A 13457-nucleotide genomic window follows, 5' to 3' on the forward strand; every position below is an offset into this window, starting at 1 on the left:
GGCTTGCTCTGCACTACGAAAGCATCCAAATGCACCGGGCCTTGGATAGGTAGCCTCAGCTGCAACGGCCGCCTTCAGATGCACCGACTGAGTTCACTTGCGAGATCAGCACCTCCAATTCGGATTCGACGATAGCGGCATGCGCCATGACCGCATCTCGGTCAAGCGGCATCTCGTGGCAAAGATTCTCGACCCGCTCACAGGCCTCGATGATCCTCCGCGCCCGCAGTATGCGCGCGCCTCCTTTTATCCGATGAGCCAGATCAGCCAGTGACTCTGGAACGAAACTCTGTCGCTGGGCTTTCAGCTCGGCGAGATCACGAGCATAACCGCTGCGCGCCTCGGAGATCAGCGCCTGCATCATCGCCAAGTCACCTCCGGTCAGGTCACGTAGTATCGAAGCGATCACCTCGCTGTCGGTCTGTTCAGGCTCCTCCCGAGCAGCCTCGCTAACCCGCTGTAGCACCGCGAGTGACGAGAGCACGGAGGACAGGCCCTTCAGACTCAAAGGCTTGAACACACAGTCGTCCATTCCAGCCTCCAAGCACTTAGCCTTCTCCTCCGGTTGGGCGTTCGCAGTGAAGCCGATGATGGTGCATCGATTCAAGGAGCGCCGCTCCTCCTCTTGGCGAATGGCTCGGGTCATCTCGTAGCCATTCATCATCGGCATGTTGCAATCGGTAAAGATGACGTCGAAGGAATTCTCCCGCCACAATTCCAGCCCACGCTCGCCATTTTCCGCGGTCCGGACCGACTGATCGAAGAAGGACAACTGCTGAGCCAACAGCACGCGGTTGGCCTGCTGATCGTCGACCACCAGGACATTGAGCACAGGATGCTCCTGCTCCCCTTTATTTCCTTCGGACTGGACGACTCTCGGGGCGGCTGACAGTACATTGAAAGGGACATCCAACGTCACGCAGGTGCCTTTGCCCACGACGCTGCGTACCGCCAACTCCCCCCCCATGAGTTCACATAGCGACTTACAGATCGCAAGCCCCAAGCCTGTCCCGCCGCGAGAGGTACGCCCATGATCAGCCTGAGCAAAGGGCTGGAACAGCTTGGTCAGCTCCTCGGCAGAAATACCAATACCGGTGTCCTCTACGCTTAGTCGTACACGTAGCCGCTCGTCCTCGACAAGATCACCAGTGATGACCACGCTCACCTCTCCAATGTCGGTGAACTTGATGGCATTGCCAATCAGATTGGAAAGCACCTGCTTGAAACGCATGGCATCGACGAGAACGTCCCGATTGACATTGGCGTCGATTTGCAACGTCAGGGTGAGCGCCTTTTGCCGGGCCAGCCCATCGAACACGCGCACGACCGACTCGACCAGCTCCCGGAGGTTGGCCCGCTTCGGACTGAGGCTGATATGACCGGACTCTATCCGCACCACATCGAGAATATCTCCGATCAACTCCAGCAAGCTCTTGGCCGAATCGTAGGCAATCTCGATCGCTTGCCTGTCGAATCGCCCCTGGTCGGCGTGCTTCATCGCCAGCTCGAGCATGCCGATCACCGCGCTCATCGGCGTACGGATTTCATGGCTCATGGTGGCCAGGAAGGTGGTCTTGGCGCGACTCGACTCACCCGCTGCCTCGAGAGCAGCCCGCAACTCTTCCGTCAACTGACGACGATCACTGATATCGATCCAACCACATATCACACCTTTGACCCGCCGCTGAAAGTCGTAGTACGGGTAGATCCAGTGATAGATACTCAGCACCCGCCCAGGCAAGTGCAGCTCTCGATCGACCTCCAGTGGTTCGCCAGTCTGCATGACCCGCAAGTAGTCATCGTGAAACTGAAGAGCCTCCTGACGGTTAATCTTGGCGCCTTCCAGAGAGGTCTTGTTAATTATCTCATCAAGCGTTTTGTCAAACACCTCCAGATAACTCGCATTGCAGGTAACCATACGCCCCTCATGGTCCCTGACGTAAATCGGATGTGGAATACCATTGATCAGCGAACTCATGAAGTTCAACTGTTCGTTCAAGGCGGCCTCAGCTTGCTGACGGCGCTTGAACTGTGAGCGGATGTAGACATTCCAGACGAAGGACAACAGGATGAAGGCAAAGGCTGCCCCGCCAATCTTGAATATCAGACCTCGGTAGTCCACCCAGCTACCCTGCGAAACATCAGCCCTGGGCCTCCAACGATTCTGAAATACATTGATCTCGTCGGGCGGAATCCGCAACAGGGCCTTGTCGAGGATCGAGGCGAGCTCGGTGTCCTCTTTGCGCACGGCGAAGGTCAGCGGGGCCACAACATCCTCGATGATGTTGGAAATCTTCAGCTCACCGCTGCGGAAGGTCATGGTGTAGTACTGCGCCACCGGAAGAAAAGCCGCAGTCGCATCAGCTCGCCCACTGCTGACCATCTCCATAGCATCTAACAGGGTCGCGACTTCGACATAACTGTAGTCCGCCAACGGCTGCAACAACTCCCGCAAAGCGTGGTTGCGTGGCAAGGCGATGCGTCTGTGCTTCAGTTCTGCCAAACTGACGGGTTGGTCTGGTTCATTTCGAGTGATGATGGCGTAGGAGGTAGATAGAATAGGCCGGGTGAAACGCAAAAACTCCTCACGCCCCACTGTGGGAACCAGCGCAGTGAGGTCTGCCTTGCCGTTTTTTACATAATCGGGATGATCGGCCTGACCAACCGCCACCACTGGCTCGAATCTCAACCCGGTACGCAAGGAAATGGCCTTGGCTAGATCGGCGCCGACACCACTGAACTGGCCCGAGGTATCGAAGTAGGCAAGTGGCGCTGAATCGCCCGTAACAACAAAGCGCACGATGGGATTCTTAGTAATCCAGCGTTGCTCTGCTGGCGAAAGATCGATTTTGGAGAAGCTGATCACCCCCCCCCCCCAGACCAACGCTTCAGAATTTCAGCCGAGTATTCTCTGCGTACGACCTCCAGCGCACTGTTGAGCACCGAACCCAGACGGTCGGCGCCCACATGCACAACGAAGGCAAATCCCCCCGCTGGAATGTCCAACCGCGATAGCATTCGCACATCATTGAAGTAATTGAGGTTAACGAAGTAATTGCTGGATATCGCATCGCCTAAATAAAGATCGGCGTTGCCGAAAGCCAGTGCTGCCAGGGCTTGCTCACGAGACCTGTACGCAACAAACTCGGCGGCAGGATAGGCTGTCTTCAACTGCCCAAGCGGAAGATAATCATCTGCCACGGCAATTCGCATACCGTCCAGACGGGATGGTATCGAGCGCATCTCCGACTTGCGGACGTAAAGCACCAATTGATCGCTGACATAGCTCCCCGTAAGCCGCCCATGGTATGCGGCCGGTTCGTGGCTGCTGGCACTTCCGACGATATCGACCAGTCCCCGCGCCAAAGCGTTGAGAGCCGCGGCACGGTCAGGGAATTGGACTACCCGCACTTCGACATGTAAAAGCTTACCAATGAGATCAACTACATCGGCGCTAATTCCTTCGTAATACATCCCATTGGAGACGATCTCTAGCGGAGCGAAACCCGGTGCAGCCGTACCCAGCACGATCACGCGCTTGCTGCGCACCCACGCCCAGTCATCGTCGGACAATTCCAGATGCGTCCCTTCGAACTCAGAGCGACCAATCACCTTCAGAGTGTTGGTATTTTCCAGCTCAGGTGAAGCGAATACCGCTTGAGCTCCAGCCAGCAGAAAAACAGACAAGAAAAAAAAAACAGCAAGCCAATCTCGCTGCGGATACCACCGCATCTTTAACAGCAGGGGGGCAAGCCTCATTAGAAACCCTTCAGACTCTGTTCGAGCTTGAATAACTCTGCATCGGTACGCACCCCGAGCTTTCGGAATGCGGACTGTTTCTGTCCGCTGATCGTCTTCATGCTCTTGGAAAATTTCCTAGCGATCTGCGACACCGACATGCCGTCGAGGCAACAGCGCAAGACCTCCTGCTCCTTCGGTGAAAGCGCGGGATCCTTGAGCAGAACTTCTGCTCCTTGCGCCTCAACGATTTCGACGCCTGCACGGTTAACGCTGAGATCACGGTCCAGTTCGTAGGCCAGCATAGGTGAAATATAGGACTTGCCCGCTGCGACCTTGCGGACCGCCTCCAGCAATAACTCGACATCCTCAGACTTACCGATGAAGCCATTGGCACCGGCATTAAGGGTAAGGTTTACCACCGATGGCTTCTCCGCCGAAGATGAGATGAGGATGTATAGCTCAGGGAATCGCCGCCGGACCATGCGCACCAGATTCAGGCCATCCAGCTCATTATCCCCTAGCACGTAATCAAGTATGAGCAGGTCGACTTCGATGCTATCCAACTCAGCAAACATGTCGCGACTATTGGAATAGACCCCAACCACCTTGAAATCTGCTTCACGGGACAGGCGCAGCTGCAACGCCAATTGGATCAGCGAATGATCGTCCAACACAGCGATTCGCAATGGCGACATGACTGACCACTTCACGCTCTCCCCTCCATGCACAGTAATGGACCTTCCAGCCAAGCGAGTCGCTCACATCACACATGCCGCCGCAATACAGATGCGGACCACAAGGGACTGCCACCACTCATAGTTAAGACAAAAAATCTATGCCGCTTCAGCCCCACGCAGACAAAAAGTATAGCTGCATCCTTGCTTGAGTCTTCAGGTCCGAGCAAAGAAACACTCCAAGCGCTGGGCACGGCGTACTGGAACCTTTAAGGTGAATCACCATATGGCGATCCGCTGCATAGCAGCCAGTTAGCGCCCTTGTCTTGCCTCGGCAATCGCGCGGAACCGACACGCTGTTACCTGCAGAATGAGCGACGATGCTTTCCGGCGCCAAGCCATTGTTGATCAGCCGTTGACGAACGGTATGTGCAAGACCCAATCCCGGAGCATCGTTGATAGCCTCTTTGCCGAATCGTTCGGCATGGCCGCCACTTCGATGTTATCGATACGCACATCGCCCCGGATCGGGCGACAGACCAGCCCCTCCCTTGCTCCCGAGCGATATCGTCATATTCAGCCTTACCGAAACCAGACAGCACGTCACTGAATAGCGAGCAGATCCTTTCCGGCGGATGTTGCACAGTCTCGCAATCCAGCAGCTGCACGGGAAAGAACATGGGCCTGGAGACGGTGCTCGGCCAATTCCTCTTCTGCTAATTTACGTTCGACAATCTGCGCCACTTGATGGACATACGTGCTGGCTCGCAGGAACTGTGTCTTACGGCCCTCGAACTGCAACTTGGGTCGTGCATGCTTGCCAGCGTAGGTAGGTGTACCCCGGGGTGCCGGGTTAATTCCGCGCTCGCCCGAAGCCAGACAGAATACGTTGTAACCACCAGGCAGCAGACCGATATGAAACCCGCCTTGAACGTAGTTGCTCGCCGCTCCCAAGGGCTCACCCGGCAGCCCCGGACGGTAATGGACGACCGGGCTCTGCTCCGAGGATACCGGCGGTACTGCATGATGTGGATCGCCGAAAGCGCCGAGTGAGACGGCCCCATTGGCTGTTCCCTGCACCAGGGTAGCGATCAGAGAAGCCAGAAAAACGGCTGTCAATCTGGTAATAGATACTTTCATGAGCATATAGAATTCCACCAAGGTCACGATGAAGATCTTGGTTGTCGATAATCAAATTGATTCAAGATGGGACGCGGTCGGGACAGGGACTCGCGCCACTTTTCTGACCCCAACGGGAGCTAGCGGCAGGCGCCGTCGTACACACCAGCTCTCGAAACTGGGCACACCAACTACAGCTGATGTGATAGTCGACACAACATAGAGCGACTTGCCCGCTACCAGTCCTTGATTGAGTTTTTCGCTGGAGACTGCTCGTGCAACGCCCAAACCTCTTAACAGAAGGGAGACTTGATATTGCATAGACACGAGCCGCGCCCCAACCCTGCTAGTCGACATCGATCGCCCATCCGCCCTCCTCGACCTTACACATCGACGATTCCATCAACGGCCGAACGCCATCAACAAGCGCTGCCGCAAAAGACACCCCCCCAAAGAAAGACAAGCCCCTCAAAGAAGGCTGAGCACCGCGAAGGGGGCTCGACTCACGGAGCACAGAGTCCGCCCCATGGGATCGCGCCCCCCCCCTGCGCGAATCCAGCAGCAACAAGCAAGACCTAAAGACTGCAACCCTACCGCAGCGGCATTCCGCTCCATAGAACACAGCGTCAGCGAAGGACTCGCAAAGAAAAACCACCTTAAGTGGTCGACGCCCACCTCAAGGAAAACACGACGCTAGCCAGCGAGCCTCTCTGCGCACACCGACGGACATTCGCCGTCCCTTAGAGCGCAGGACCGGCTTACAAGACAATCCAGGGTATCGGACAGCTCGCCACCCCACACGTCACCAAAACCTACAACCTGTGCAAGTTCGTAGTCACGCAGAGGCGCCTGTAAGATCGCCCGCAAGGGCAAGCCCTCCCCCTTCGCCCAACGGTATATCTCCGAGCGCTGCTCAGAATTGACATCAGCGATGACAACGACCCCCTCGAACGCCTCAAACCAAGCGAATTCGCTAAGCGTCAGCGCATGAGTATCCAGACCGAAATCATCGTAGATCAGAAAGCGGAACTTCCTTCCCGCCTCCAAAAGCTCGACCACCTCTGCCGCCGAACCGCAAAGACTGAGCCGAAAGTGACCCAGCACGTTGAGCCGAGCGGCGTAGCCGATCAGCGAACCGGCATTCCGACAGTAGACCATCACACTTGCACCGTCCTTATGCACGTCCTCCCTTCTGAAGAACCCGCCCCGCCGCTTACAAACTGCAGCGCTCACACGGCCCACGCCAACTCCTCCACTACCAGCATTTCCCCGGGAGCACGAATGAGGAGCTTGACCGAGCCAGCCCGAATCTCACCAATTTCAATTTCGATACCCTGTGTCAACAGAAGCCGCATCAAACGCCCCCCTGCATGACCGTTCAAAATATTCAAAGTCAGTACATCACCGACACGACTCACGGCTTCATGCACCTGCACACCGACCTCCCAGTGATTCCCGGCAAATACAGGCGACAGATTCGCAGCCACCCGGACAGGGCGACATAGGACTTATCCCAAAACCATGCATGAACCTGACTGCCGAGCCCCAGAGCGACATATAACCATTCAATGCACAGCCGCATTAGAGCCCTCCACCCCGCTCAACCAACAAAAAACTTCGCGCCCTCGAATGCCCCACCCCGAAAAGCCGAGCAATCGCGTCCCAGCCACATCCAAAGCCTGTCCGCCCCATCAAGGGCGAGAAAGGAGGAGGAAATGCCCACCGTGAGGCGCTCGCAACGATTGAACAGATTGAAATGAACGAGTGATCTGATCATTTTTGATCGACTCGCCTCTGTCCAAATCGGTGGCGGCTAAAGCCGGCCTGAGGCAGATGGCCATTTCAGGCCATCCCTAAGATATGGATTGGTTGGCCGCCTTTCTCCACGGTAAAAATCGCACCGAACTATTGATAGGAAAAAGTGATGGTCGCCAGCGATCTGACACTTCCCGGGGTGATGCTTTCCTCCGTCTGCACGTAGCGCGCCTCGAAGGGCAATACATAGCTGGACGCACCAGTACCCACGTACCATTGGTTGAGGGTACCCGCAATCGGGGAGTCCGGCCCGAAAGCAATCGGCGTGGCCTGCCCATCACGGAAGACTTGAATGCCGACGCCGGTTGCCGTGGAGTCGGGAGCCAGGCTCAAGATCGTACTACTATTGCCCGGCGAAAGGCCGTCACTCATAGTGGCGTGCAGCGCGATCATAGGTGCGCAGTTCAGGCTGAACTGAAACCTGGTACTGGTAGGGGCCGTGGAGCCAACACCGGAAAATTCCGTGCGACCAACCGAACGAAGCACTGCGACCTGGTCGGTCGGAGAGGTGACCTCGCACGCAACGGCATTAAGCGTAAGCGAGCCAGAGTCGGTATAGACCGGCACCCAGCCCATTGGCGCATAGTGCTCACCCGAAGGTTTCCGCAGCCCCCATTCGGCCAACAGCGCCCTCGGAAACACATAGTGACCAGTCTGCGGGGTACCATAGACAATCAGGGTGGCCGAAACCTCTAGCCGCGTTCTCGTCTGAGTACTGGTCAGTGTTCGAATAACGGTTTCTGCGCCCGGGCCAACGGCTACCCAGTTCGTGTCCTGGGTTTTGACACGCATGACGTAGCCCACGCCGGGCACGGCGGGCAGATCAAACACGGCATAGGTTCCGTACTGATCCGCATACTGAAACCCGCCTATACCGCCAATCTGAGCCCCTACAGGTCGGAGCACAGCGGTCCCACCCTCCACACCTCGTTCAGAACAGGAGAACCAGTCCATGATCTCGGATGGCGGGGCATCGTTCCAGGTAAGTTGGCTGTTGATGTTGGGGCTGTGTACGGGAATTTCGTTCCCGCCGTTAATTGATATCTCCGGAAAGGGGATGACAACTTCGTTCGGGCTAAAGCACACCGCCCACCCACTGACGGGCAGCAGTAGAAGTCCTGTAAAGGCAAGATAAAGCAATCTGCTCATAAGAAAAAACCTTTCCTGAATGTTTCTAACCTGCCGGAGGACAGTGCGCATCGACCTGCTCGTAGGGTGTGTCATCTGTTGCAACCTGAGACACTTGATAGTGCAACTTGCAAGACAGCTGCCCGGCTTGACCCCACACTACCTTCAGCCCCTCGTGCTCGCCCCGCAGGAAAATCAAACCTCCCTGCCCCACCATCGCCACTTGGTTGTTTTCGGCATCGACCACGCTCGCGCCGAATGGCACCTGACTGTCCAGTACGCGCAACAGCAGCGGTTTGCCGCTGATGGTGGCGTAGTCTAGGCGCACCACGGCCCCGCGGCGCGGTACCGCATTCTGCGAGGTGGCTTCCAGCTCTACATCCATTGGCAGGCCTTTGGGGTTGATGCTGACCTGGTTGTGGCGATAGGGCGTCAAGCCCGAACTGAGCGCTTCGCCATCGGCGTCCAGACGATTGCCCAAGCCATTGCCCACCGCAGCACCGGACGCTCCCTCCGCCACCAGCAGCGCCATAGTTTCTCCTTGCTCAGGACTGAAAACCAGCCCGCCGGCATGCGCCACCACAGTGCCGCTGGCCGAGGCCGAATACTGCCGGTAGCCCTCACCTTGACTGTAACTGGCAGCAAGTCTAGTGGCAGAAGTGCGATAACCAAGGTTGGCCCCGTAGTTATTACTGCTATCGCCCGCACCATCCGAGCGCTTGGCATAAACACCGTAGTTCAGCTCGCTATGCTCACCCAGACTCCCGGACAAGTTGGTGCTGACCGTGCTATTACTCTCATCGTCGAAGGTGGCCGCGGTCGTCAGCATTGACCTACGCCCCCCCGTTCCCAGAGGAATACTGGCACTCAACAAAAAGGTGTCATTGCTCTCGCCATCCTGCAGATCACGACTGGCCGTCAGGTTCAGATAACCCCAGCTGAAGCCCCTGCCATACCCCACCTGAAACGTACTGCTGCTGCCCTGGTCGCCCCAGTAGTCACGCGCCAAACCGGTAAAGTGAAAGTCACCGATACCACTGATCGGCTGACTAACGCTGAGCTGGAGGCGGTTGCGCTCGCGCAATGCCATCGAGCCATCCCCCTCGCGCAGGCGAGCGAAGTCACCAAAATTGAGAAAGCCTTCACTGGAGAAACGGTAGGCCGCCAGAGAGAAGTTGGTACGACTGGCATTCAGCCGTTTGCTATAGCTGATCCGGTAACTGCTACCGTTCAAGTTCTCGTCGCGATCATCGCTGTCATCGAATTGCCCAAGACCTTTGGCCCGCGACGCAGTAGCATCGAAGGCCAGCGCGCCTATCGGCGTGGCAAAAGCTGCACCGGCCAGCAACGAAGCATAGTCGTCCGCCAGGATGCCACCGCCATAGAGCGTCAGGTCATTGCTGATCCCGCGGCGGTAGGTACCCTGAGCGAACCAAGGCTCATCACTCAGGTTGTCGTCACGAAAGTGACCGAGGGCAAGGTTGTAGCGCGAAGCACCAGGCCGAAGCATCTGCACCACGGCGGAAAATGGTACGGTAAAGACTTTCTCGCGGCCATCCGCTTCAGTAACGGTCACCTCGAGATCGCCCGCATAGCCGGTGGCGTAGAGGTCGTCGACGACGAAAGCACCAGGCGCCACACTAGTCTCATAGACCACATTGCCGTTCTGACGAATGGTCACCTTGGCATTGGTCTCTGCTATACCACGGACGATGGGCGCAAAACCCCGCTCGCTTTCCGGCAACATGCTGTCGTCACTACCCAGCTGTACACCAGTAAAGGGGATGCTGTCGAAGTCGCTGCCAGGCGTGAAGTACTCGCCCAGGGTCAGCTGCGAATGCAAGGCATCGATATCGGTCTGCGCATAGGTATTCTGCGCGCTGTACTTCCCCGCGGTATCGTCGCTGTCTCGATAGTTGCCGTTGTGCCGCAGGCGCCAGCCGGCAACGTTGAGCCCGGAATTGATATTGACGTTGTAGTCGGTGGCGCTCGCCTCACCATCGCGCTCACTACGAAAAGCGTTGGCGTGGTAACCAAGGATGCCCGCGGTGATCCCCTCATCCCACTCCGAGGGGTCGACGTAACCACGCTTGACACGACCGGCATAGGCCTGGGGAATGCTCAGCGCACCGCTTAGCGTCGAGATATCGAGACTGAAGGTGGCGCCCGGTATCAGCGCCTGGGCTTCGACGCAGTCACCGCCGAGCACCTGCTCGACCCGTGCCTGATCAGGCAGCTCCTCGAGTTTCGCCCCCCAACGCCGCGCATCCGCAGCACCAAAACAGATACGCTGCACACCGCCCTCGTTGAGCACGCGCACCTGCTGGCGCAGCCGCTCGACGCCATTGAGAGTGATATCCAACATGTAGGTGCCAGGCACGACCACTCCAGCCTGGGAGAAGCGCGACACATCAATGTCCTGACCAAGCCCGCGCAAAAAACCACTCTCGAATACCGGACTAGTCGCCACACTTGCCGGATCGACACCAGATACGACCGATTGCGGCACCAAACCGAGCGCCACAATAACAGCCTGAGCCAGAGGATTCAGTCGCAGTCGACCACCGACGCGAACCCCCCCCCAGACCGACGACTAGAACAGGAAAGATACATCACAAACCCAAAACGAAGAGAAATCCCCAGGAAGAAACACCCCCCCAGAGAGCACCACCATTAGAAGCTCAGCCGATAGAAGCGCTCTCGACTAGCACCGAAATCATCAACCCACCGAACCTCGACCTCACCAGCAGAGACCGAGCCTTGCAACCCCTTAAGCGGAAAATCCTTAACCCCGTGCGGAGCAACCATGCCACCAGCATCGACACTGTCGTAGGTCTTGCCTGCCGCCTGCAGCGCAACACGACTAAAGCTAACGTGATAGGCCGAGTCGTTACGCACACGCAGGGCGTAACCCCGACCATGAGGAGCCAACACCCAAGCCAAAGCTTCGACTGCAGCGCCCGGAGTACCTGGCAAACCATCAGGGCGATAGAACAACTTCAGCCGAGTACGGAAAGCCAACTGCACGATGTTGCGCCCATCAACATCCTCAGCTTTCGGCGGCATATCCAGCACATTGAGCCAGAATACCGACTCGCGATCCTGCGGCAGCCCGCCCCCCACCTTACTAATACGCAATGCCTGCCCCTTTTGCGCCTCCACACGCATCAAAGGAGGCAGCACGACGAACGGCAACTGCTCGGAACCAGGCTGCATCGAGGCATCACCGCTATCTAGCCAAGCCTGCACCAACGCAGGACGAGCCCCCGTATTGTTCAGCTGAACAATGATCTCGCGCTCTCCTGCCGGATAGACAAAGCGAGTACCCGTAACCTGAACCGCCGCACCAGCCAAGGGCGGCATAACCACCACCCCCACCAGCAGAGAGATGACCAGACGCCTCAGACCCACACCCATAACTACCTCCCATAAGCGCCCGGCCGCGAATCCATCCGCAGCCGGGCAGCCGATTACTGATAGTCCAAACTATAGACCAGAGCAGTTTCGACCAAGCCAGCAGTGGAGGCGCCAGTGGCGATGTACTGAACCATGTAGTTCAGATTAGCCGAACCCACGCCACCATCATCAGTGAAGGCCACAAAGGTATTGCCAACATTGTCACGCAGATCGATACCACTGCCAGCAGCATCCGCTACTTGCACCTGGACATTCCCAGCCGGGGTAGCAGCAGCATTATTGCGAAGGTAACCAGTGGCCTGATCAACGTTATGCGCTTCAAAGTAGGCACGCACACTGCCACTAACAGGGCAGTTGGTCAGCGCCAGGTTCACAGCGGTGGCACCAGCAACATCACCCGGAGCAGCCAGCACGGTCTTGGACACCGTAGGCAAAACGACAGTCGCATCAGCAGTACCACCGTTAACCGAGATATCGCAGGAGGCATCAACAACCTCCCCCATAATGGTGATGGTGCCATCAGAAGCAGAAGCACCGAACGAACCCACAAGACCAGCACCCAGCACCATTACAGCAGCAAACTTCTTCATCAATTTCTCCAAGTTAATTTCTTCGTCCTAGCCATACCACCGCCAGGACAACGACAATGTTACCTACCCCCTCCACCCCCATCTGCCAGACAAGGCCGCACAGACCGTAGGACGATTCCGACACGGCGCCCGACTGAAGAATCCCTCAGCAGCTAGTGCGCCCCGCAACAAGGACAACAACAGAAGGACGCGCCCCATTTAACTTTCAGCAGCGTCCTACACCCCAACTTGGCGCACTCTGCTGTAGTTACCGTTTTTATTGATGAAGGTGGATCGCTCACATGTTCAGAATGACCCTATGGCTGGCTCTGCTGCTCTTCTTCGGCCAGAGCAGCCATGTATTTGCCAACGACCAACAGATAAGACGCGACCTGCTGGATATCGAACGCAACTTGCTGCTGCATAGCTGCACCGGCTCTACCTATTTCCTCGGCACCCTCAAAAGCAGGCACGCAGCTCTACACGAACGCCTTGCGGACCATGCGAACGCCCATGTGCTGCTGGATATCCTCGAACTGTTCAATACGCATATTGCGCAAGCGCAGCACGCCGTAAGTCAGACAGAGAGCGCCAGACGAATCGCCATGAAGCACGCCCTGCAGGTCAGCGACCTATTCAGTGTCTATCTGCCCGCGCCCGCTCACTTTGCCCCCGCCAGCCTGGCGGATAATCTGCGCAGCCTGGCACGCCTCAGAATTCATCAGACCTGCGGCATTCCCCCGGTAGCCGACAGATCAGGCGATGCCGAGCCTCGCCTACGGGAGCTTATCGAACAGCAAATCAAGCGAGCCGCCCCCCCCAGGCAACAGGCGCAATGGGCCGTCGATTGGCGTTACCTGCAACTGGGCATGCCGAGCGCCACCACCCTGCTCTACCCCTTCGGTAGCCAGATAGAAAGATTGATAAGAAAAGCGGAGCGGCTTGAGGCCAGCCCGTCCAGCGATTGGTCTGCCCCGGAACTGGTGGACAGGTA

11 protein-coding genes are annotated in these 13457 nt (G+C 57.2%); 1 reads left to right on the forward strand and 10 read right to left on the reverse strand.

Annotated elements, in window-relative coordinates; translation table 11 throughout:
* Window positions 1-55 precede the first annotated feature (55 nt).
* The 10 genes from EA796_RS20640 to EA796_RS20670 all read right to left on the reverse strand — a co-directional run bounded on the left by EA796_RS20640 (window position 56) and on the right by EA796_RS20670 (window position 12484).
* Entirely contained in the window at window positions 56-2866 is a 2811-nt protein-coding gene (locus tag EA796_RS20640) for an ATP-binding protein (RefSeq protein WP_256679236.1), read from the reverse strand.
* Entirely contained in the window at window positions 2863-3759 is an 897-nt protein-coding gene (locus EA796_RS23500; protein ID WP_256679237.1) for a transporter substrate-binding domain-containing protein, read from the reverse strand. Before EA796_RS23500 ends, EA796_RS20640 begins: the two co-directional genes overlap by 4 nt.
* Window positions 3759-4451 carry a response regulator transcription factor gene (locus tag EA796_RS20645; RefSeq protein ID WP_122109965.1) on the reverse strand — a complete coding sequence of 231 codons (693 nt, stop codon included), beginning with the start codon at window positions 4449-4451 and terminating at the stop codon, window positions 3759-3761. The genes EA796_RS23500 and EA796_RS20645 overlap by 1 nt, the downstream gene beginning before the upstream one ends.
* Before the next feature lie 567 nt (window positions 4452-5018).
* Window positions 5019-5561, reverse strand: a complete 543-nt coding sequence (locus tag EA796_RS23160; protein WP_147459068.1) for a hypothetical protein — start codon at window positions 5559-5561, stop codon at window positions 5019-5021.
* Between the two features lie 666 nt (window positions 5562-6227).
* Window positions 6228-6716: a hypothetical protein gene (locus tag EA796_RS20650; RefSeq protein ID WP_147459069.1), complete on the reverse strand. Its 489-nt coding sequence runs from the start codon at window positions 6714-6716 to the stop codon at window positions 6228-6230.
* A 47-nt stretch (window positions 6717-6763) separates the two neighbouring features.
* Complete coding sequence (locus tag EA796_RS23165) at window positions 6764-6970, reverse strand: carbon storage regulator (protein WP_147459070.1); 207 nt, start codon at window positions 6968-6970, stop codon at window positions 6764-6766.
* Between the two features lie 469 nt (window positions 6971-7439).
* On the reverse strand, window positions 7440-8498 hold the full coding sequence (locus tag EA796_RS20655; protein WP_158603104.1) for a fimbrial protein: 1059 nt from the start codon (window positions 8496-8498) through the stop codon (window positions 7440-7442).
* 25 nt (window positions 8499-8523) lie between these two features.
* Entirely contained in the window at window positions 8524-11001 is a 2478-nt protein-coding gene (locus EA796_RS20660) for a fimbria/pilus outer membrane usher protein (protein WP_256679238.1), read from the reverse strand.
* 149 nt (window positions 11002-11150) lie between these two features.
* On the reverse strand, window positions 11151-11894 hold the full coding sequence (locus tag EA796_RS20665) for a fimbria/pilus periplasmic chaperone (protein ID WP_122109968.1): 744 nt from the start codon (window positions 11892-11894) through the stop codon (window positions 11151-11153).
* 53 nt (window positions 11895-11947) lie between these two features.
* Window positions 11948-12484, reverse strand: a complete 537-nt coding sequence (locus tag EA796_RS20670; protein WP_122109969.1) for a fimbrial protein — start codon at window positions 12482-12484, stop codon at window positions 11948-11950.
* A 281-nt stretch (window positions 12485-12765) separates the two neighbouring features.
* Between EA796_RS20670 and EA796_RS20675 the strand changes: the two genes are divergently transcribed.
* On the forward strand, window positions 12766-13457 hold a 692-nt coding region (locus tag EA796_RS20675; protein ID WP_147459072.1), incomplete at its 3' end, for a hypothetical protein.

It is taken from the genome of Pseudomonas sp. AOB-7 (genome assembly GCF_003696305.1).
GTDB lineage: Bacteria > Pseudomonadota > Gammaproteobacteria > Pseudomonadales > Pseudomonadaceae > Aquipseudomonas.

Bases quoted from the DNA above. Each gene is read 5' to 3' on its own strand.
- EA796_RS23500 (WP_256679237.1), bottom strand. From the start codon at position 3,759: ATGAGGCTTGCCCCCCTGCTGTTAAAGATGCGGTGGTATCCGCAGCGA.
- EA796_RS23160 (WP_147459068.1), bottom strand. From the start codon at position 5,561: ATGCTCATGAAAGTATCTATTACCAGATTGACAGCCGTTTTTCTGGCT.
- EA796_RS20655 (WP_158603104.1), bottom strand. From the start codon at position 8,498: ATGAGCAGATTGCTTTATCTTGCCTTTACAGGACTTCTACTGCTGCCC.
- EA796_RS20665 (WP_122109968.1), bottom strand. From the start codon at position 11,894: ATGGGTGTGGGTCTGAGGCGTCTGGTCATCTCTCTGCTGGTGGGGGTG.
- EA796_RS20670 (WP_122109969.1), bottom strand. From the start codon at position 12,484: ATGAAGAAGTTTGCTGCTGTAATGGTGCTGGGTGCTGGTCTTGTGGGT.